We start from the raw sequence: 21502 nt of genomic DNA, 5'->3' as shown, positions 1-21502 counted from the left end.
CTGGATCGGGATCTGGGTCCGGGTCCGGGTCAGGATCTGGGTCGGGATCAGGATCAGGATCGGGGTCCGGGTCTGGATCTGGATCTGGATCCGGGTCGGGATCCGGGTCTGGATCCGGGTCTGGGTCTGGATCGGGGTCAGGATCCGGGATCACCGGTTCCTGCAGTGCGACGGTCGCGCTCGCGCTCGCGGTCACCTGCGAACCCGTTTCTCGTTCGTCGCCAGACACGGCAACCGTGTTCTCGACGGTGAGCCGTTCGATGTCTTCCTGCATGAGCGTGCTCGTCGCTAGGAGTATCGTGCTTTCGCCGGGGTCGAGTGACTCGAATTCGACGGTCTCCTCAGCGTTGCCGGCTCCGGTCGCAAACACGGCGGCGATGTCATCGAGTGCGGTATTGCCAGTGTTCGAGACTGTCGCGGTCCATTCGACTGGCTCGCCCTCGCTCGTGTCCTCCGGCGCGACGCCCGTGAGCGTCACCGAAATGTCGGGCGCAGTGACCGCGGGCAGGACCTCCTGCGCCGTCGCCGCGTCGCCACGCCCCGCCTCGCTGAGCGCGGTGACGCGAATGCTGTGTGGTCCGGCAGACAGTCCACTCAGCGTGGTCGACGTGTCGAGCGACACCGGCCGTTGCGCCGTCGTCCATGTTGCGCCGTCGTCAGTGGAGAGCTCGACGAGGTAGTCGAGCACGGGCGCCTGACCGTATTCGGTGGGCACTTCGTCCCAGCTGATGTCGATGCTGCCGGGAGCGCTGCCCGCCTGTGCGGTCAGTCCGGTGACTGGCGAGGGGCTCTGTGCGAGCATCCGTAGCGGCTTGTTCGCGCGCACCGTCACGACGAGCCAGCCCTCCGGGGTGACGGCGACATCGCGCGCAATGGGGTACGGCATGCCGGGAAGTGCAACGTTCTCGATGAAGTCGCCGTTGAGGCCGCGCTTGGTGATTTGCCCCTCGCCCGGGACCAAATAGAGTGCGCGACCGGGGTCGACGATGGTGTTGTACAACAGGGTCCCCGGGGCCAGCACGGCTCCGTTGTCGCCGAAGTCGCGGTCGAGTTCCCATGACTGCGCGGCCTCATCGATGAGCCACCGATGCACGGCGCCGCCAGTGGCTCGGTCTACGCCAATATCGGTCGTGAGTAACGCCTCACCATCGAAGGAGACCCCGTAGGGGCCAGCAAGGTCGCCAGGATCTGTGCTGTGCGGTGGGTTCGGGCGCGCTCCGGCGGTTTGGTTTTCGCCGGTGAGTCGATAGAGCGGTTCGCCACTGGGAACCTCGAATGCGCTCACGACATTGCAGAGCTCGTTCGGTGCGAACAGCGTGCTTCCGACGACGGTGAAATAGGGGCCCCAGACGAGTTCCCCCTCAGCGAGCAGCAAGCAGCCTTCGTCGCGGGTGAAGCCCGCGTTTCCCGTGCGGTTGTGCGCTGCGTCGTAGAAGATGATGGTGCCGAGCGGCGTGCTAATCACACCGTTCGTGTCGTTGACGGCGACGCCTCCGCCGGGGAGCGCCTCGATGCCGCGTGGCTCAGCCCACGGTTCTGAGCCCCCGGAAGGGTTAGCTGCGGTGCTATCGCGGTTGGCGTACCTGATGGGCTCATCCCAGGCTGCCGCCAGGTAGCCGCCGCCGTCGGCGAACTCACCGCCGCCGAGATAGTCGCCGCCGAGCGGATCGAACTGGCCTGGGCGGTACTCATACACGCCGCGACCAAACCCGCTCACCCCTGGATCGGCGTACCAGATCGCCCCGTCAGCGGTGATGGTGACTCCGTACAGGCTTGGCAGCGGCGAATCGTCGCTGCCAATGAGGCCATACTGGTTGCTGCCGGTCGCCTTCCCAGCTGCCGTGAGCTCCGCCGTGGTGTCGGCGCGAGCGGTTGCTGCCGGGAGCGGATCTTGGACTGCCTGTGCTGGTGGTGGATGCGGCGATAAAGCCGAGACAGTGACCGCCGCAGCGACGAGTGCCCCGAGCCGAGTCATCGTGGACATGGCTTCCCTTCGGGTTCGGTGCCAGCCAACAACGACAACAAAGTTACAGTCGTTGTGTAGTGCACCGAAAAAACCTACACCCGTGCGGGCTCCCCGTCCCCAAGTAGGGGAGACTGACGCGCGGATCTGGGCAAGAGGTGGCTCATCAATGAGTATGCACGCGCCGGCTCCCGTGCGTTCGCCGCCCCAGTAGGGTTACTCGCGGAGCCCCGCGAGTCGGTACCCCATGCCCTGCTCCGTGAGGATGTGGACCGGGTTCGCCGGATCGTCCTCAAGCTTTTTTCGCAGCTGTGAGACGTAGAGCCGGAGGTACCCGGTGTCCTCCGCGTGCTCCGTTCCCCAGATGCTCGTGAGCAGCGTCTGGCGGGTGACGAGCTTGCCAGCGTTGCGGATGAGGATCTCGATTACCTGCCACTCGGTTGGCGTTAACCTGATCTGTTTGTCGCCGTCATCGGTTCTCCTGACCGCGCTGTGCGCGGCAAGGTCGATGACGACCGCCCCCAGCGTTGCGACAGGCGCGGCCTCCTCTCGCGGCCCGCGGCGCGTCAGCGCACGGATCCGCGCGAGCAGCTCCCCGACAGAGAACGGCTTTGTCACATAGTCGTCCGCCCCTGCGTCGAGCGCCTCGATCTTCTCTGCTGCCCCGGACCGGCCAGAGACAACAAGGATCGGGGCGCGCGACCAGCCGCGGATCCCATGGATCACCTCAAGCCCGTCGAGCCGTGGCATGCCGAGATCGAGCACAATGAGGTCTGGTTCGTGATCAACGGCCGCAGATATTGCCGCGGCACCGTCTTCCGCGGTGAAGACCTCGTAGCCCTTTGCGGTGAGCGTGATGCGGAGGGCGCGCAGAATTTGCGGGTCGTCATCGGCGATGAGGATCCTCACGTGCTTCCCCCGTGGTGCTGCGGAGCGACACCGGCCTCGCCGCTGAGCGGCGCGTCATGCGCAACCGCGAGTGCAACAACCATCGTGAGCCCTCCTCCTGGGGTGTCCTCTGGAGTGAGCGTACCCCGCATCGCTTCAACGAAGCCGCGCGACAGCGCGAGTCCGAGTCCGAGCCCGGTCTCGTTATCGGTGTCACCGAGGCGCTGGAAGGGCACGAAGATGTCGTCGAAGCGGTCGTGGGGGACACCTGGCCCGCGATCGATCACCCTGATCTCGAGCGCACCGTCAAACACGCTCGTCGTGATGAGGATGGGTACGCCTGAGGGGGAGTGCCGCTGGGCATTCGTGAGCAGGTTTACGAGCACCCGCTGGAGCAGCACGGGGTCTGCGTTGACGAGTGTCTCCCCATGCCCAAGCGCGAGCCGCACCTCGCCAGGACCAAGCGCGAGCTCGTCAAGGGCAGGCGCGATGGCCTCGGCCGGATCGGTGGGTACGTTCGCGATGCTCAACACCCCGCCCTGGAGCCGACTCACGTCGAGGAGGTCGGTGAGCAGGGTCGCGAGCGCAGCGAGACTCTCATCTGCGGTGTCGAGAAGCTCTGCGCGATCGGCGGCTGTGAGCTTCGCCCCTGTTGCCCTGAGCCCCCCGACCGCCGCGGTCGCCGAAGCGAGCGGGCGGCGCAAATCGTGGCTGAGCGCGGAGAGGAGTGCGCCTCTCACGCGGTCCGAGGCTGCAATGGGTTCGATTTCCCGGGCGGTCTGTTCGAGCTGCTGGTGGGCGAGCGCCGCGGAAAGCTGCGAGACGACAACCGACAGCAGCCGCTGTTCAGCGGCGGCGAGCGGAGCCCCGTGTAGCTCGAGCGTCGCGTATTCGCCGAGGTCGACGCGCGTGACGGGAGCGTCATGCGTAGCGTCACCAGAGCTCGCGATTTCACGCCCTGGTTCGTCAGCGGTGCCGACGCCGACGACCCGCACCGCGCTGAGCTGGAACGCCTCGCGCGTGCGGTCAGCGAGCGCCTGCGCCGCGTCGTCGCCGCGCAACACGCTGCCCGCGATCGTCTGAATGAGTTCCGACTCGGCGGCTGAGCGCGTCGCCGCGCGTGTGTGCCGTGCCGCGCGATCGACAATGAAGCTCACGAGGCTTGCGATCACGACGTACAGCGCGAGCGCGAGCAGGTGAAGCGGCTGGTGGATGTGTACGGTGAAGATCGGTTCGATGAAGAAGAAATCGAGTGTGAGGCCCGAGAACACCGCGGCGAAGAGTGCCGGCCAGATACCGCCGACGAGCGCGACGACGACGGTGAGTAGCTGGTAGCTGAGCACGTCACTCGTGATTGAGTCCTGGCTGCGCGACAACATGAGCAGGTACGTGAGCGCCGGCCCGCCGAGCAGCGCGACGACGAAGCCGAGAACTCGCCGCTTTGTGGTGAGTGCCCCCGTGAGCGGCGGCAACGCGAGCCGGCGCGCGGCCGCGGCGTGGTTCACCATGTGCACGTCGATGTCGCCAGACTCTCGCACCACGGTCGCGCCGATGCCAGGGCCCGTGAGCGCTGCGACGAGGCGGCCACGTCTGCTCGCGCCGAGCACGAGCTGGGTCGCGTTCACCGAGCGGGCGAACTCGACGAGCGCGGTCGGGACGTCCTCTCCGACGACCTGGTGGTAGCTCCCGTTGAGCTGTTCGACGAGAGCGCGCTGACGCGCGAGCACGTCCGGGCCGGCTGCGCGCAGCCCGTCCTGGCTCGTGACGTGGACCGCGAGGAGCTCGCCACCGGTGGAGCGGGCGGCGATGCGCGATCCGCGACGCAGCAGCGTCTCACCCTCAGGTCCGCCGGTGAGCGCTACGACGACCCGCTCGCGCGCTTCCCACGTGCCGTCGATGCCATGCTCGGCGCGGTACCCCCTGAGGGCCTGGTCGACCTCGTCGGCGAGCCACACGAGCGCGAGCTCGCGCAGCGCGGTGAGGTTGCCGAGCCTGAAGTAGTGCGAGAGTGCCGCGTCGATCCGTTCGGCTGGGTAGACGAAACCTCCGGCGAGCCGGTCGCGCAGCGACTGCGGCGCGAGATCCACCAGTTCAAGCTGGTCCGCGCCGCGCAGAAAGCTGTCGGGGACCGTCTCCTGCTGCGGCACGCCGGTGATCTGCTCGACAACGTCGTTGAGCGAGTCGATGTGTTGCACGTTGAGCGTGGAGATCACGTCGATGCCGTGCGCGAGCAGCTCCTCGACGTCTTGCCAGCGCTTCGCGTGCGCGGAACCGGGCGCGTTGGTGTGCGCCAGTTCATCGACGAGCGCGATCTCGGGCGCACGCTCGATGACGGCGGCCAGATCCATCTCCTCGAGCTCGACGCCGCGGTGCGCGACGTTGGCGCGCTGCACGAGGGGGAGCCCCTCGGTGAGTGCGGCGGTCGCCGCCCTGCCGTGGGATTCGACGACGCCGATCACAACGTCGCGGCCCTCGGCGAGGAGCCTGCTGCCCTCCTCAAGCATCGAGAAGGTTTTCCCGACGCCGGGGGCAGCGCCGAGGAACACGCGAAGCCTGCCTCGTCGTGCCATGTTCACCCCCGCAACTGCTCGAGCGCCAGGTTGAGTTCGAGCACGTTTACCCTACTCTCCCCGAGGAGTCCGAGGTCGGGGCCTGCGGTGTGCGCGGCGACGAGCTGCTCGACCGCGGCTGGAGCGAGCCCGCGTGCCTCCGCGACGCGCGCCGCCTGCAGCTGCGCGTAGGCCGCACTGATGTGCGGGTCGAGGCCCGAGGAGGATGCGGTGACCGCGTCGGCTGGCACCTCGCCCTCTGGCACGCCGTTGAACGCGGCGACGGCGGCCTTCCGCTCACCGATCGCGGCGACGAGGTCGGTGTTCTCAGGCCCGAGATTCGAACCGGACGATGCGGCGCCGTCGTAGCCGTCGCCTGCCGCTGACGGGCGTGGCTGGAAGAACGCGGGGTCGGGCTCGCCCGCGGCCGTGAGGAACTGCTGACCGATGAGCACGGAGCCGACGGTCGTTCCATCGGGGCCGGCGAGGCGCGAGCCGTTCGCCTGGAACGGGAGGGCGAGCTGGCCCGCCCCCGTGATCGCGAGCGGGTAGGCGACGCCGAGGAGGAGCGTGAACAGCGCCATCGCGCGGATCGCGACCCAGACAGTGCGGCGGGAGGTACGGCTTGCGGCAGTCATGGTGTGAGCTTCTTTCGTTGTGCGAATCGTGAGCGGTCTCGCGCGGGTGTGCGCACCGCCGCTAGAACCCTGGGATGAGCCGGACGACCTGGTCGATGAGCCAGATCCCGACGAACGGCGTGACGACACCGCCGAGCCCGTAGACCGCGAGGTTGCGGCCGAGGATGCTGGAGGCCCCGCCCGGCCGGTACTTCACGCCGCGGAGCGCGAGCGGGATGAGGAAGACGATCACGAGCGCGTTGAAGATGATCGCCGACAGCACGGCCGACGCCGCAGAACTCAGCCCCATGATGTTCAGGGCAGCGAGGCCCGGGAACACCCCCATGAACATCGCCGGGATGATCGCGAAGTACTTCGCGATGTCGTTCGCGATCGAGAACGTCGTGAGCGCGCCGCGGGTGATGAGCAGTTGCTTGCCGATGCGCACGATCTCGATGAGCTTCGACGGGTCAGAGTCGAGGTCGACCATGTTGCCGGCCTCCTTCGCGGCAGAGGTGCCCGAGTTCATCGCGACGCCGACGTCGGCCTGGGCGAGCGCTGGGGCGTCGTTCGTGCCGTCGCCCGTCATCGCGACGAGATTGCCGCCCTCCTGCTCCTTGCGAATGTAGGCGAGCTTGTCCTCCGGGGTCGCCTCCGCGAGGAAGTCATCGACGCCGGCCTCTTCCGCGATCGCTGCGGCCGTGAGCGGGTTGTCGCCCGTGATCATCACGGTGCGGATCCCCATCGCGCGCAGCTCAGTGAACTTCTCGCGCAGCCCCTCCTTCACGACGTCCTTGAGGTGCACGACGCCCAGCACCCGGCGCCTGCCGTCGGCGGCGGCAACCGCGACGACGAGCGGGGTGCCGCCGCTCCCCGCGACCTCAGCGACGCGCGCATCGAGCTCCGACTGCACGGCGGGAATCAGCGCCGATCCACCCTCGCTCAGCCACGCGGCCACAGCGGATCCCGCCCCCTTGCGCACGAGCGAGCCGTCAGGCAGGTCGACGCCAGACATGCGGGTCTGCGCGGTGAACGGGACGGCAGTGCCGCCCGGGGAGCGATCGAAATCGCTGCCGAGCTGCTCGGCGAGCTCGACGATCGAGCTGCCCTCGGGCGTCGGGTCAGCGAGCGAGGAGAGGGCGGCCGCAGCGACGAGCTCGCCGTGCTCGACCCCGAGCAGCGGGAGAAACTCGCTCGCGCGGCGGTTGCCGTAGGTGATCGTGCCTGTCTTGTCGAGCAGCAGGGTCGTAACATCCCCAGCTGCCTCGACCGCGCGGCCGCTCGTCGCGAGTACGTTGCGCTGCACGAGCCGATCCATCCCCGCGATGCCGACCGCGCTCAACAGCGCGCCGATCGTCGTCGGGATGAGGCACACGAGCAGCGCCGTGAGTACTGTGAGGCTCACGGGTGCTGCAGCGTAGGAGGCGATCGGGTTGAGCGTGAGCGCGACGACGACGAACACGATCGACAGGCTCGCGAGCAGGATGTTCAGCGCGACCTCGTTCGGCGTCTTCTGCCTGGCCGCGCCCTCGACGAGCGCGATCATGCGATCCACGAACGTGTCGCCTGGCTGCGACGTGATCCGCACGACGATCTGATCGGAGAGCACCCGCGTGCCGCCAGTCACAGCCGAGCGGTCGCCGCCCGACTCCCTGACGACGGGCGCAGACTCGCCCGTGATCGCGGACTCGTCGACCGAGGCGATGCCCCAGACGATGTCGCCATCGCCTGGAATGAGCTCGCCGGCCGACACGACGACGGTGTCGCCGACGCGGAGATCCGCCGAGGCGACGGCAGTGAAGCCAGCATGCGCGGCCGCAGCGTCCCCAAGCTCGTCGTAGTCGTCGACGCGGCGCGCCGTTGTTGAGGTGCGTGTCTTGCGGAGCGACTCGGCCTGCGCCTTGCCTCGCCCCTCGGCTACCGACTCCGCGACGTTCGCGAACAGCACGGTGAGCCACAGCCAGATCGCGATCGCGGCCGTGAACGACGCTGGCACGGTGCTGCCACCCGAGGGTGCCGGCCCGCCGAGGAACGGCTCGGCGAGCGCGAGCGCCGTCGTGAGCACGGCACCGACGCACACGATGAACATCACCGGGTTGCGCCACTGCTCGCGCGGATCGAGCTTGCGGAACGCGCCGGGAAGCGCGGCGCCGAGCTGGCCGAGCGAGAAGCCGCCGCGGCTAGGAGATGTGGTTGTCGTTGACATGGTTACACGAGCCTTCAGCCAGGGGACCCAGCGCGAGAACGGGAAGAAAAGCGAGCGCGGTGAGGAGCACCGTGACCGTTGCGAGCAGCCCGACAAACAGCGGGCGGTGGGTGGGGAGGGTGCCTGCGGTCGCCGGCACCCTGTCCTGCGCGGCGAATGACCCGGCGAGCGCGAGCACGAGCACGATCGGCACGAAGCGGCCGAGCAGGATCGTGACGCCGAGCGCCGTGTTCAGCCACGGGGTGTTCGCGGTGAGGCCAGCGAAGGCCGAGCCGTTGTTGTTCGCCGCAGAGGTGAACGCGTAGAGCACCTCGCTCATGCCGTGGACGCCAGGGTTCCAGATCGACTCGCCAGTGACGCTCTCGCGCACACCGGGGAGCGCGAAGCTCAGCGCGGTGCCCGCGAGCACGAGCGTCGGCATCACGAGGATGTAGAGCGCCGCAAGCTTGATCTCGCGCGGGCCGATCTTCTTGCCGAGATACTCGGGCGTGCGGCCGATGAGCAGACCGGAGATGAACACCGCGATCACCGCGAGCACGAGGATCGCGTACAGCCCCGAGCCGACGCCGCCCGGCGAGACCTCGCCGAGCATCATGTTCAGCATGGGGAACATGCCGCCGAGCGCCGTGTACGAGTCGTGCATCGAGTTCACGGCACCCGTCGAGGTGCCAGTGCTCGTCGTCGCGAACAGTGTCGACCCGATGATGCCGAAGCGCTGCTCCTTCCCCTCAAGCGCCGCACCAGCGAGCTCGGGCGCCGTGCCGCGGCCGGCGAGCTCGAGCGCGGTGAGCGCCGAGAACGACAGCACGTAGAGCAGGCCCATCACGCTGAGGATCGCGGTGCCCTGGCGGTTGTCGCCGATCATGCGGCCGAAGGTGCGCGGCAGCGAGAACGGGATCGCGAGCATGAGTACGACCTCTAGGAGGTTCGTCCACGGCGTCGGGTTCTCGAACGGATGCGACGAGTTCGCGTTGAAGAAGCCGCCGCCGTTCGTGCCGAGCAGCTTGATCGCCTCCTGCGAGGCCGTCGGGCCGCCGGGGATCGACTGCGTCGCGCCCGCGAGCGTCGTGACATCCGAGAAGCCGTTGAAGTTCTGGATCACGCCGCCGGCGAGCAAGACGAGCGCGCTCGCCGCAGCGATCGGAAGCAGCAGCCTGAGCGTGCCGCGGGTGAGGTCGACCCAGAAGTTGCCGATCGTGCCAGAGCGGCGGTACGCAAAGCCTCTGACGAGCGCGATCGCGACGGCAATGCCGACGGCTGCCGACGTGAAGTTCTGCACCGCGAGGCCCGCGAGCTGCACCGAGTAGCCGAGCGTCGCCTCGGGGGAATACGACTGCCAGTTCGTGTTGCCGACGAACGAGGCCGCCGTGTTGAACGAGAGATGCTCGCTCGGGGCTGTGAGCCCGAGCGAGTACGGGAGCCACTGCTGCAGGCGCTGCATCGCGTAGACGATGAGTAGCCCCACCGCGGAGAACGCGAGCACGGCGCGGAGGTACGCCTGCCAGCTCTGCTCGGCCCGCGGGTCAACACCGATGACGCGGTAGATGCCACGCTCGACGCGCCAATCCTTCGTCGACGTGTAGACCCAGGCCATGTAGTCGCCGAGCGGGCGATAGATGACGGCGATGATCGCCGCCACGCTCGCGACGGCGAGGAGCGCGGAGAGCCAGCCCATCAGAACTTCTCCGGCCGGGTGAGGGCGATGCCAAGGTAGACAAGCGCGGCGACCGCGAGCAGTGCGGCGAGGGCGTTGAACACGATCACAGCTTGTCCACCGCCTTGGCCAGCAGGCCGATGAGGGCGAAGAGCGCGATCACGCCGAACGCGAAGACGACATCGAGCACGATGAGCTCCGTTCTAGAACTGCCGGCCAGCGGGAGCTGGTGCCGGGCGCCGCGGTGGCGCATGCCCTGATTCAACACCCGTATTGGGGCGAAAAGTGGGGTCCTAACGGAATCCATACGGTCGCTGCGCGGTCCCTAACGGGAACCGAACGCCGCAAGCGGAGCGTGCGAGGCGATCGCCGAACGCGTGGCGAACCCCGCCCAATGACGACTGGGTCGTTTCACCCGCCAACAAGCGGGTGAACGACCCAGTCACGTTCCCCTCAGCGGGGCTGCCGAGTGCGCCTCGCTAGGCGAGCCGCCGCGTCCGCGCGAACATCCCGGCAGCTCCTGCCGCGATCAGCACAGCGGCGAGCACCAGCCACTCAAGCAACGATCCGCCTCCCGTGCGCGCCAGGGGCTCTGCCGGCGCTGGCTCCGGTGTCTTCCCGCCCGGCGGAGCAGGCGTGGTCACGGCGTGCTCGGTGAGCGCCACGCTCGCCTCAGCGGCGTCGACGACGGACGTTCCGAGAACGTCAACCGCGATTGTGTACGCGCTCGCCTCCGCGCTCGCCGCCGCGAGCTGCTCGGGGGTGATGGGCGAGGCGGCAGTGACGGTGACGCTTTCCCCTGCCTCGAGGGTGCCCTCGAGGTCGTTCTCCGCGAAGTCGCCTGGACCGAGTTCGAAGTCAACGATGACGTCGCTCAACGGTGCGTTGCCCGTGTTGGTGACGGTCGCGGTCCACGTGACGGTATTGCCCTCGACGATCTCGGCTGGGGCCGCCCCAACGAGCTCAATGCTGATATCGGACTCCACGGGTTCGGGGTCGACCCCCTCGATCACGGCAGAATCGCCCCGCCCCGCCTCGCTGTAGCCGGTGACACGGAAGCTGTATGCCTCCCCGCCCAAGCCCGTGAGGGTGCGGCTGTGTTCGGTGCTCGCTTCGCGCTGCACTATCTGCCATGTCTCGCCGTCATCCGTGGACTGTTCGACGACATAGTCGAGCAGTGGCGCCTGCCCTGATCGGTGCTCGGGTTCGTCCCACGAGAGCACGATGCTGCCCGGCTGGCTGCCATGCTCCGCGGAGAGGCCGGTTACCGGCGAGGGGCTCTCCGCAAGCAGTCGCACGCTGCTTCCGGTCTTCGCGGTCATCACGAGCCACCCCTCCTTGGTGATAGCGAGGTCGCGGGCTTCGTCGTAGGGGAGCCCAGCTGTCGTCACGGAGCCGAGGTGATCGCCCGTCGACGTGTAGTGCTCAATGTTGCCCGTTTTGGGGATCACGTAGAGGGTCGAGTCCGGCGCGACGATCGTCTGGTAGATCCGCTTGCCCGGGAAGGTCAGCGCGCCGTCGACGCCGAAATCGGTGTCGAGTGTCCAGCTCTCCGAAGCATCATCGATGAACCATCGTTGCACCATGCCGGCCTGCGGGCTCCGGGTATCGCCGAGGTCGGACGTGTAAAACGCCTCCCCGTCGGTTGAAACGCCGTAGACGTGGCTCAGGTTGCCGGGCCCGCTGGGGACTGGGCCGTTCGCAGTCTGCCCAACGGTCTGCCCTTCGCCCGTGAGCCGATACAGCGGCTCGCCACCAGGGACGCCGAAGACACTCACGACGTTGCAGTTCTCGTACGGGGCGAAGAGCCGGTCGCCGCGGACCGCGACGTACGGGCCCCAAGCGAGTTCGCCCTCCGCAAGCGTGGAGCAGGCGTTGTCGCCCGCGACGCCGGCGCTACCGATGCGTTCCTGCTGATCGTTGAAGAAGAAGACGGTTCCCGGGGGCACGGAGACGTTCCCGTTCGTATCGTTTACGGCGATGCCCCCGCCTTCCAACGCTTCGATGCCACGCGGCTCAGCCCATGGCTCGGTGCCACCGGCAGGGTTCTTGATCGTGCTGTCGCGGTTGGCGAAGCGGATCGGGTCGTGCCAGGCGGAGCCGAGGTATCCGGTGCCCTCAGCGTAGTCACCGTTTCCGCGGTAGTCCCCACCGTCTGGCGCGAACGTGCCGGGCCTGTAGACGTTCACGCCGTGTGCGCTCCCACCTGTCGCGGTGTACCAAATGGCGCCGTCGGAGTCTACGGTTACGCCGTACGTGGCGCTGTCGACCGCCGGATTCTCTCCGATGAGCCCGTACTGAGAACTTCCCGTCGCCTTTCCCGCTGGCAGAGCTGCGATTGCGTGGTCCGCTGTTTCTGCGGGGAGCTCGTGCTGCGGTATCGGCAGCGTGACGGACGAAGCAAGCAGCGATGCCGCCGCGAGTCCGCTGATTTTGGTCGTTAGGAACATGGTTTCCTTTCGGGAATGACCGAGGTGTCAGCGCGTGCGTAGGCTACGGGCGTTGCCTAATGCGCAGGAACCAAAGTATGCCCAGGCGCTCGGGGAGCAGGCCTTCGGAGTACGCCTCGCTCATGTTTGGGGGAGGTGGCCCGGGGATTTGAGTAGTCGGCACCCGCAGTGCGCGGGTGCGGCTGCCGCGGTCCGTGGGCCGGCACTACTTGCCGGTGCCACGGGCGCCCGTTGGTGGTCGGTTCGGGTTCGGCGGGACAGCTGATCGCAGCAGCGCCGGTATCGGCGTCAGCGGCCACCACACGCTGGCGGGGAAAAGGCGCGCGCGTTGTGGAGTTGTTACGCATGCCGCGCGGGCTTGGGGAGGGCAAACCTGGAGCTACGCAACAAATCGCTTGACGTTGCATTGGGGCGTCGTTCATGCTTGGGAGTACCCAATGCCTTCGATTAGCACGCCCTGAGCGCAGGACGCTGCGGACGGGGCGCCACTCACCACAACCGCTCAACGCGACGACGCGAAGGGAATACGCACATGGAACGCGATATTTACGAAGAGATCCACGACGATTTTCGCGAGCTGGTGAAGGAATTCATCAAGCGTTACGTCACCCAGGAAAAGATGGAGCAGTGGGAGGCAGACGGTGAGGTCGACCGCGCCACCATGCTCGCCGCAGCCGAACAGGGCCTCGTTGGTCTCTCCGTTCCCGAGGAATTCGGCGGAGCTGGCATGCTCGAGGACTACCGCTTCCGCTCAATCGTGAACGAGGAGCTCATCAAGTCGGGCACCGGCGCATCGCTCGCCGGGGCCGCAGGCATCCAGGACGACCTCGCGGTTCCCTACCTCGCTCGCTTTGGCACCGACGCGCAGAAGCAGAAGTGGCTGCCGAAGATGGCCACCTGCGAGGTGCTCGGCGCGCTCGCAATGACCGAACCAGGCACCGGCAGCGACCTCCGCGGCGTCACCACGACAGCGAAGAAGACCGACGGCGGCTACATCGTCAACGGCGCAAAGACCTTCATCTCGAGCGGCAAGACCGCAGACATGGTCGTCACCTTCGTGAAGACTGGTGAGGGGAACCGACCAGACGCGTTCAGCCTCATCATCATCGAGTCGGGCATGGAGGGCTTCGACCACGGCCGCAAGCTCAACAAGATGGGAGCGCACGGTCACGACACCGCCGAGCTCAGCTTCGTCGACGTATTCGTGCCAGACGAGAACCTCATCGGCGGCGTTGAGGGGCACGGCTTCGTGCAGCTCATGGAGAACCTGCCGCTCGAGCGCCTCTCCATCGGCGTCGTCGCAGCCGCGATCTCCGAGGCAGCGCTCGGCTGGACCCTTGAGTACACGAAGAGCCGCGAGGCCTTCGGTAAGCCGGTCGCCGACTTCCAGAACAGCCGCTTCCGCCTCGCCGAGATGGCGACGACTGTCGACGTCATGTGGGCGTTCATCGACCGCGCGATGCGACTCTTCCAGAAGGGCGAGCTCAGCGCAGACGAGGCAGCCAAGGTGAAGTTCTGGTGCACCGAGCGCGAGTGGGAGATCCTCGACCAGGGCGTCCAGCTGCACGGCGGCTACGGCTACATCACCGAGTACCCCATCACCCGCGCGTTCCTCGACGCGCGCGTACACCGCATCTACGGCGGCACCAACGAGGTCATGCGCGAGATCGTCGCGCGCGCCGTCACCGGCCGCAAGTAGGCGTCTCCCGCCGGCACGGCGGGACGATCCACCGCTCTCGACTCGCGCATGCCCCCACTAACATGGGGGCATGCGCGAGTCTTTTGATCTCATCGAAGCGAGCATTTCCGACGTGCTCGCAGCCTTCAGCTCCGGAGCGACAACCCCGACCGGCCTCACCGAGGAGTTCCTCGCCAGGATCGATGCCTACGACTCGGGCGATGCCGGGCTGCACGCGGTCGTCGTGCGCAACCCCGAAGCGCTCGCCCAGGCAGCCGAGTCCGACGCGCGGTGGGCCGCCGGAACGCAGCGACCGCTCGAGGGCGTGCCGTTCACGGTGAAGGACTCCTACATGGTGCGCGGGCTCACCGTCGCGTCGGGGTCTCCCGCTTTCCGCGACCTCGTCGCGCAGTGGGACGCGTTCTCTGTCGCGAAGCTGCGTGAGGCAGGCGCAGTGCTGCTCGGCAAGACGAACATGCCGCCAATGGCAGACGGCGGCATGCAGCGCGGGGTCTACGGCCGCGCGGAATCGCCCTACAACCGCGACTACCTCGCTGCCGCCTACGCCTCAGGCTCCTCGAATGGCTCCGCCGTCGCGACAGCCGCGAACCTCGCCGTATTCGGCATGGGGGAGGAGACCGTGTCGAGCGGCCGAAGCCCCGCCTCAAACAACGCCCTCTGCGCCTACACGCCGTCGTGGGGCGTGCTCTCGATCCGCGGCAATTGGCCGCTGTTCCCCGCCCGCGACGTCGTCGTGCCGCACACCCGCTCGATGCCAGACATGCTGCGGCTGCTCGACGTGCTCGTGCAGGACGACGCGGTCACCCGCGGCGACTTCTGGCGAGCGCAGCAGGTTGTCCAGGTGCCCGCGCCGAGCGAGCACCGGCCAGCCTCGTACCTCGCGCTCGCCGGCGACGGGGCGAGCGTCGGCGCGAACCCCACGCCGCTCGCTGGCAAGCGCTTCGCCGTGCCGAAAATGTACCTCGGGCTCGACCCCGCGTTCCCGATCACGGTGCGGCCCTCAGTGCTCGCGCTGTGGGAGCAGGCACGCGCCCGGCTCGAGGCGCTCGGCGCGGAGATCGTCGAGACCGGCTTCCCGCTCATCGAGCAGTACGAGGGCGACCGGCCGGGCCAGGAAAACGTCGGCGCACTCGGTGTGCTGCCCGACGGCTGGATGGACACCGAGTTCAACCACTTCCTCGCCTTTGGGTGGGACGACTTCCTGCGCGCGAACGGCGACCCGGCGATCCCGAGTCTCGGCACCGTCGATCCCGACACGATCTTCCCGCAGCCGCCCGGCACGCTGCCCGATCGCTACGAGGAGGTCGAGGACTACGAGAACCGTTACCGCGCCGTCGTCGCGTTCGCGCGGGAAGGCATCCCCGACCCGCGGGAGCTACCCGAGTTCGCGGACGGGCTCAGGGCCCTCGTACAGCTCCGTGAGCAGCTGTTCGAGTCCTGGCTCGCTGCCGAGGGCTTCGACGGAATCGTGTTCCCCGCGAACGCCGATGTCGGCCGGGAGGACGCCGAGCGCGACGTTGCCGCGGCGGATCACGCGTGGTCAAACGGGGTGTTCTTCTCGAACGGGAACTACGCGCTCCGCCATCTCGGCATCCCGACCGTGACGGTCGCGATGGGGGTTATGGCGGACATCGGCATGCCGGTCGGGCTCACCTTTGCCGGGGCAGCCTACGCCGACCCGGAACTACTCCGCACCGCGGCCGCGTTCGAGGCTGGCGCGGGGGAAGGGTCGCTCCGCGTCGCACCCGGTGGGCTCGCATAGCTTGACCCGGGGCGCGCCGCAAGAACGGCCGCCCCGGAACTGAGCGACAGCTACATCTCGACGATTTCGATCGCTTCCGAGACCGGTTCGAACCGGTCGACGCTCTTTGCGAGCTTGCGCAACAGAACAGCGAGGCGTTCGCGTTCAGGCTTGCTGATGGCGCCAAGGAGACGCTCCTCCGCGTCGGTGAGTCGCGTCATCGCCGCGTCGACAAGCGTTTGCCCGAGGGGCGTCATCTCGACGAGGACACCCCGGCCGTCGTTTGGGTCGGTGAGTCGTCGAACGAGCTCCCGCTCGACGAGTCGGTCAATTCGGTTGGTCATCGTGCCGCTCGACACCATCGTCTGCTGCACGAGCACCTTTGGGCTCTGCCGGTACGGAGCGCCACCGCGCCTGAGTACCGCGAGCACATCAAATTCCCACGACGTCAGGCCCGAACGCTCGAAGGCGTGCGAGCGGGCGCGGTCGAGGTGTTTCGCGATGCGCGAGAGCCGTGAGAACACGGTCAGGGGGGCGAAATCTAGGTCAGGGCGTGCCGCGCTCCATGACGCAATGATCCCGTCAACCTCGTCAAACGTGTCTTGGGTGCGGTCTTCCATTCACCTATTATCACGCGCGGGGACCAATTTTTCCCCGTGAACCCGCCGCAGTTTGGCCCGTTCGCCCGAAGAGGTGCGTAGAAGGCCCCGACGTCTGGCAGACTATATCCGTGCCGGTTTCGGCGCGGTCCGCCTTGGTGTAATGGCAGCACGACAGCCTTTGGAGCTGTTAAGTCTAGGTTCGAATCCTAGGGGCGGAGCGACCATCGGCGAAGCAACGCTTCGCTGAGTCGCTCCGAAACGGCGCCCACGGCGCCGCGTAGGGTGGGGGAGCAACTGTGCGCCGGGTCGCATCAGTCCTTGGTGCAGCTCCGCGCAGCGGTCGTTCGCTCGCGAACAGGAAGGGATACCCGATCATGACAGAGCGTTCACTCGCCGTCGTTATCCTGGCCGCGGGCCAGGGAACCCGCATGAAGTCCTCGCTGCCGAAGGTGCTGCACCGCATCGGTGGTCGCTCACTCATCGAGCATGTGCTCGATACGGCTGCCGCGCTGTCGCCCGAGCGGGTGGTCGCAGTGGTGCGCCACGAGCGCGAGCAGGTTTCCGCGGCCATCCTCGAGCACGCGCCAGACACCATCATCGTCGACCAGGACGAGGTTCCGGGGACCGGCCGCGCCGTTGAGCTCGCGCTCGCCGCGCTTCCGGCCGACTTCGACGGCTCCGTCGTGGTGCTCTCCGGAGACGCACCGCTCGTGGACGGCGCCTCCGTAACGCGACTCCTCGAAGGGCACTTCGCGCAGTCGCGCGACATGACCCTGCTCTCCGCGCTGCTCGACAACCCAACGGGTCTCGGGCGGATCCTCAGGGACACTGACGGCGGCATGACCGGCATCGTCGAGGAGAAAGACGCAACCGATGCGCAGCGTCGCATCGCTGAGATCAACGGCGGCGTCTACGTCTTCGCGCACCGCGCGCTCGCGCGTGCGCTCGCCGAGATCGACACGAACAACGCGCAGGGCGAGAAGTACCTCACCGACGCTGCGGCGCGGATCCTCGCGAGCGGCGGCGGCGTTGAGGCTGTTGCGACGAGCGACCCGTGGGTCGTCGCCGGTGTGAACGACCGCGCCCAGCTCGCAGACGCCGGCCGTGAGCTCAACGCCCGCATCATTCGCGAGCACCAGCGCAACGGCGTCACGATTGTCGACCCGGCTACGACGTGGATCGATGCCGACGTGTCGATCGAGGCAGACGTCGATATCCTCCCGGGCACCTTCCTGCACGGCGCAACGTCGATTGCGACGGGTGCTGTCATCGGACCGGATACGACGCTCACCGACTGCGAGGTCGGCGAGGGCGTGCGCGTACGGCGCTCAGAGGCGACGCTCGCGGCATTCCAGAAGGGCGCCGAGATTGGCCCCTTCGCATACATCCGCCCTGGCACCGAGCTCGGTGAGGGCGGCAAGATTGGTGCCTTCGTCGAGGCGAAGAACGCGCAGATCGGCGACGGGTCGAAGGTACCGCACCTGAGCTACGTCGGTGACGTCACCATTGGCAGGGATTCGAACATCGGCGCGGGTACGATCGTCGCCAATTACGACGGAGTGAACAAGCACCAGACCGTTGTCGGCGACGCCGTTCGCGTCGGCTCGAAGAATGTTCTCATTGCTCCGGTTACCATTGGTGATGGAACGTACACTGCTGCGGGAACGGTTGTGCGAAAGAACGTGCCAGCTGGCGCGCTCGCGATGACCGTAGCCCCCCAGCGCAACCTGGAGGGATGGGTCGAAACGAACCGCAAGGGGACGACCTCAGCCGCCGCAGCGGAGCGGGCTGCACAGCCCGCAACAGACTCACTCAACGACACACCTCACACAACGTAATTACCGAAGGGCAAGTGGGAAAGCACTGATGAGCAAAATCGAGATGACCGGGCAGAAAAAGCTCGTTCTCATTACCGGACGGGCCTACCCAGAGCTCGCCGAACAGGTCGCCGCTGAACTCGGCGCCGAACTCGTTCCCACCGATGCCCGCACCTTCGCGAACGGCGAACTGTACGCGCGCTTCGACGAGAGCGTCCGCGGATCCGACGCGTTCGTGATCCAGTCGCACACCAACCCCATCAATGAGTGGCTCATGGAGCAGCTCATCATGGTCGACGCGCTCAAGCGCGCTTCAGCGAAGCGCATCACGGTCGTCGCACCGTTCTACCCTTACTCGCGCCAGGACAAGAAGGGTCGTGGCCGCGAGCCGATCTCGGCACGCCTCGTCGCCGATCTGTTCAAGACAGCTGGCGCAGATCGCATCATGTCGGTCGATCTGCACGCCTCGCAGATTCAGGGCTTCTTCGACGGCCCTGTCGATCACCTGTTCGCGATGCCCGTGCTGCTTGAGCACTTCCAGAAGACGATCAACCGTGACGACCTCGTCGTCGTCTCTCCCGACATGGGCCGCGTGCGCGTTGCCGATGTTTGGAGCGACAAGCTCGGCGCACCGCTCGCGATCATCCACAAGCGCCGCGACCCGCTCGTGCCGAACCAGGTGAGTGTGCACGAGATCGTCGGTGACGTGAAGGATCGCTGGTGCGTCGTGGTCGACGACATGATCGACACCGGCGGGACGATCGCCAAGGCTGCTGAGGCACTCAAGGCAAACGGCGCGCGCGGCGTCACCATTGCGTGCACCCACGCGATCTTCTCTGGTCGTGCTATCGAGCACCTCTCACAGGACTTCATTGACCAGGTGGTGGTAACCGACACGCTGCCCGTTCCCGAAGAGAAGCGTTTCGAGAAGCTGACGGTGCTGCCGATCGCTCCGCTGCTCGCGAAGGCGATCCACGAGGTCTTCGAAGACGGATCGGTGACCTCGCTGTTCGAGGGCGCCGCCTAAACTCAACGCATCAGGTTGTTGCGCGGAGGTCATTCTCCGGCGTTAACTCAGGGATCTGCACAAGTCATGTCCGCATTCGCGGAAAACTCCATGACTTCTGCAGATCCCTGAGTTATTGCAGCTAGCGCAGGCCCGATTCAGCACAGGCCCGATTCAGCGCAGGCCCGAAGCCCGGATAGACCCTTGCAGCCCTTGCAGTCCCCGCACCCCCCCCGGAGACTGCAGCCTAGAGCGGCAGCACCGCGCGCACGGCGAAACCGCCGTCATCAGTGGGGCCGGCGTCGATGCTTCCGCCGAGCGCTGACACGCGCTCGCTGATCCCCGCGATCCCCATTCCTGATCCGGCCGACGCCCCGGGCGGCGTGCTCGCTGGTCCGTTCACCACAGACACGCTCAGCCCCGCACTGGATGCGGCGACGGTGACGTTGATCTCCGCGCCGGGGGAGTGTCGCATCGCGTTTGCGAGTGCTTCCTGCGCGACGCGGTACGTGGTGAGCGCTGTCGACGCCGGCACGGTCGTATTCTCGCCTGCCCCGAGCTCGTCGAGCCCGTCGTGTGCGTAGGTGATCGTCGCACCAGACTGCCTGCTCGCCTCGATGAGGGCGGGCAGATCGGCGAGCGTCGGCTGCGGCACGAGTGGGGCCGAGCCGTCCGGCGCGCGCAGCGTTGCGAGGAGGCTGCGCATCTCTGTGAGGGCCTGCCTTGAGGATTCGGCGATCGCGGCGAACTCGGCCTCAGCGGCGTCACCGAGCCCTGGTATGCGGTATTTCGCCGTGTTTGCTTGGATGCTGACAACTGACATGCTGTGGGCGACGACATCGTGGAGCTCCCTGGCAATGAGGTTGCGCTCAGCGAGCTCCTTCTGTTTCGCGTCAAGCTCCGCATTCGCGCGGCGCTCCTTCACGAGTTCGCCGCGATCCTCGGCGAAGGCCTGGATGACGATGCCGAGCAGCGCGATCCCGAGTGTGACCGACGACGTGACCACCATGTTCGTGACCGACGCAGACGTGAAGCCGCTTGCGCCCGGCTGCGAGATGAGTACGGCTGCGATCACGGCTGCCTGGGGGAGGCACCAGGCAGCAAGCACCCACTGCCATCCGCGCCGCAGCGCGATGATGAGCACGATTCCGGCCTGGGTGATGAGCATGCTCACTGGCCATGGCCAGGGCACCCCTGGGTCGAGCGATGAGATGAGCGTCGCCACGGCAGGGGCTGCCGCAGCGACCGCGATCGCGACCGCCGGGAGTCGGATCGCGAGCAGCAGCGCCGCGGCCTGCGCAATGACCAACACCATCGCGATTGCGACGTGAACCGAGTAGAGGTTCGCAAGGAGCGGCCAGCCGATCGCGACGAGGACGACGGCGGAGTAGCCAGCGAGGATCCACACCCATCCCCCATCTGCTCCGAAGCGTCGGGGCTTGGGCCAACCAGCCCGCGCTGTGATTGCGGTGGGCTGCGCAGGCGATTCGCTCGGGCTGCTTGTCGCATCGGGGCAGAGCGCAAGGCGAGCCACGGTTGCGTCGAGCACGGCTAAGCCGCGCAACACAGGGGGAAGAGATGCGATGGCGACAACACCAAACAGTGTGTAGAAGATTGCCTCAACCCAGTACGAGTGCGCGACCGTCTCGGGGATTGCGCCGTCGCTTATCGCAAGAAGGAGGTTCGCCGGAAATGTGTTGTCTTCTCTGGGGAGGAAGTAGCCCCACAGCACCCAGGTGATGCCGCCGATTGCCATGGAGAGCCAGGTGAGGGTGAAGACAAACGTAAAGATCCGCAGCGGAAAAGCGACGAGCATCTCAAATGCGAGGTCGAACCAACGGCGTGGATCGCGGAGCGCACGCAGCATGCCGAACGCGCCCGTGCCCTTGGGAAGATATCGCGGGGTGGCGCCGTCGCCGTCCCACCAGCGCAGGCGGGCGCGCGAGAGCTCGGCGAAGGTCGTCGCGAGCACCAGGGTGACGGCAAGCAGCGGAAGGCCAACCCACAGAATAAGCGTGCTGATTGATGCCGTCGCGAGCGTGAGCAGCAGTGAGAACGAGACGATCGCGATGGGAAACCCGGGGAGGATGTAGCCGAGATCCCTGCCGACCATGGCGGGCGAGTACAGGCCGCCCGTCTCGCGCACTACCGAGGCGGTCGTCGGAGTCTGTGTGTCCATACTGAGAGTGTTCCCTATCTGTCGGCCGTTGCCCCACTGTAAGCCTGGCATGGCCACCGCGACATCCCCCGCCAGAGTGAACGACGGTGCCGCTCGTGTAGCTCGCTGGAGTGAAGCTGCCGAGATCCGCC

Annotated in this window: 15 protein-coding genes and 1 tRNA gene; 5 read left to right on the top strand and 11 right to left on the bottom strand. The window is 67.1% G+C overall.

Annotated elements, in window-relative coordinates; genetic code table 11:
• From SD72_RS17765 to SD72_RS11890, 9 genes are all read right to left on the bottom strand, one after another.
• The coding region (locus SD72_RS17765; RefSeq protein WP_042544688.1) for a fibronectin type III domain-containing protein at nucleotides 1-1984 on the bottom strand (1984 nt) is incomplete at its 3' end.
• Nucleotides 1985-2179: 195 nt separating this feature from the next.
• Nucleotides 2180-2872 (bottom strand): response regulator, encoded by a 693-nt coding sequence (locus SD72_RS11920; protein ID WP_042544687.1) that lies wholly within the window; start codon nucleotides 2870-2872, stop codon nucleotides 2180-2182.
• The gene (locus SD72_RS11915) at nucleotides 2869-5421 is read right to left on the bottom strand and encodes an ATP-binding protein (protein ID WP_042544686.1); all 2553 of its coding nucleotides are present in this window, start codon (nucleotides 5419-5421) and stop codon (nucleotides 2869-2871) included. Before SD72_RS11915 ends, SD72_RS11920 begins: the two co-directional genes overlap by 4 nt.
• Before the next feature lie 2 nt (nucleotides 5422-5423).
• Nucleotides 5424-6038 (bottom strand): potassium-transporting ATPase subunit KdpC, encoded by a 615-nt coding sequence (kdpC, locus tag SD72_RS11910; protein WP_042544685.1) that lies wholly within the window; start codon nucleotides 6036-6038, stop codon nucleotides 5424-5426.
• Between the two features lie 61 nt (nucleotides 6039-6099).
• Nucleotides 6100-8223, bottom strand: coding sequence for a potassium-transporting ATPase subunit KdpB (gene kdpB, locus SD72_RS11905; protein ID WP_042544684.1), 2124 nt, complete (start codon nucleotides 8221-8223; stop codon nucleotides 6100-6102).
• Complete coding sequence (gene kdpA / locus SD72_RS11900; RefSeq protein ID WP_042544683.1) at nucleotides 8198-9898, bottom strand: potassium-transporting ATPase subunit KdpA; 1701 nt, start codon at nucleotides 9896-9898, stop codon at nucleotides 8198-8200. The genes kdpB and kdpA overlap by 26 nt, the downstream gene beginning before the upstream one ends.
• A complete protein-coding gene (locus tag SD72_RS11895) occupies nucleotides 9898-9987 on the bottom strand; it encodes a potassium-transporting ATPase subunit F (RefSeq protein WP_042544682.1) in 90 nt (29 codons plus the stop codon). The genes kdpA and SD72_RS11895 overlap by 1 nt, the downstream gene beginning before the upstream one ends.
• Complete coding sequence (locus SD72_RS17995; protein ID WP_198141955.1) at nucleotides 9984-10130, bottom strand: hypothetical protein; 147 nt, start codon at nucleotides 10128-10130, stop codon at nucleotides 9984-9986. Before SD72_RS17995 ends, SD72_RS11895 begins: the two co-directional genes overlap by 4 nt.
• Nucleotides 10131-10356: 226 nt before the next feature.
• A complete protein-coding gene (locus SD72_RS11890; protein ID WP_042544681.1) occupies nucleotides 10357-12327 on the bottom strand; it encodes a DUF7507 domain-containing protein in 1971 nt (656 codons plus the stop codon).
• 532 nt (nucleotides 12328-12859) lie between these two features.
• Here SD72_RS11890 and SD72_RS11885 point away from each other — a divergent pair.
• Together SD72_RS11885 and SD72_RS11880 are read left to right on the top strand one after the other, a co-directional pair.
• On the top strand, nucleotides 12860-14026 hold the full coding sequence (locus tag SD72_RS11885; RefSeq protein ID WP_042544680.1) for an acyl-CoA dehydrogenase family protein: 1167 nt from the start codon (nucleotides 12860-12862) through the stop codon (nucleotides 14024-14026).
• A gap of 70 nt (nucleotides 14027-14096) precedes the next feature.
• On the top strand, nucleotides 14097-15788 hold the full coding sequence (locus tag SD72_RS11880; protein WP_042544679.1) for an amidase: 1692 nt from the start codon (nucleotides 14097-14099) through the stop codon (nucleotides 15786-15788).
• A gap of 50 nt (nucleotides 15789-15838) precedes the next feature.
• On the opposite strand, the gene SD72_RS11875 is transcribed toward SD72_RS11880, so the two are convergent.
• Nucleotides 15839-16387, bottom strand: coding sequence for a MarR family winged helix-turn-helix transcriptional regulator (locus SD72_RS11875; RefSeq protein ID WP_042544678.1), 549 nt, complete (start codon nucleotides 16385-16387; stop codon nucleotides 15839-15841).
• A 128-nt stretch (nucleotides 16388-16515) separates the two neighbouring features.
• Between SD72_RS11875 and SD72_RS11870 the strand changes: the two genes are divergently transcribed.
• From SD72_RS11870 to SD72_RS11860, 3 genes are all read left to right on the top strand, one after another.
• Nucleotides 16516-16587: transfer RNA gene (locus SD72_RS11870), tRNA-Gln, on the top strand.
• A 156-nt stretch (nucleotides 16588-16743) separates the two neighbouring features.
• Entirely contained in the window at nucleotides 16744-18207 is a 1464-nt protein-coding gene (gene glmU, locus SD72_RS11865; protein WP_042544696.1) for a bifunctional UDP-N-acetylglucosamine diphosphorylase/glucosamine-1-phosphate N-acetyltransferase GlmU, read from the top strand.
• Between the two features lie 28 nt (nucleotides 18208-18235).
• Nucleotides 18236-19213 (top strand): ribose-phosphate diphosphokinase, encoded by a 978-nt coding sequence (locus tag SD72_RS11860; RefSeq protein ID WP_042544677.1) that lies wholly within the window; start codon nucleotides 18236-18238, stop codon nucleotides 19211-19213.
• A 226-nt stretch (nucleotides 19214-19439) separates the two neighbouring features.
• Here the strand turns inward: SD72_RS11860 and SD72_RS17020 are convergent, their stop codons facing one another.
• The gene (locus tag SD72_RS17020; protein ID WP_052492649.1) at nucleotides 19440-21371 is read right to left on the bottom strand and encodes a sensor histidine kinase; all 1932 of its coding nucleotides are present in this window, start codon (nucleotides 21369-21371) and stop codon (nucleotides 19440-19442) included.
• Nucleotides 21372-21502: the final 131 nt, after the last annotated feature.

The sequence above is a fragment of the Leucobacter komagatae genome, from assembly GCF_000834055.1.
GTDB lineage: Bacteria > Actinomycetota > Actinomycetes > Actinomycetales > Microbacteriaceae > Leucobacter > Leucobacter komagatae_A.
Note: the sequence above shows the minus strand (reverse complement) of the source record. Positions and strands in the feature narration are given on the sequence as shown.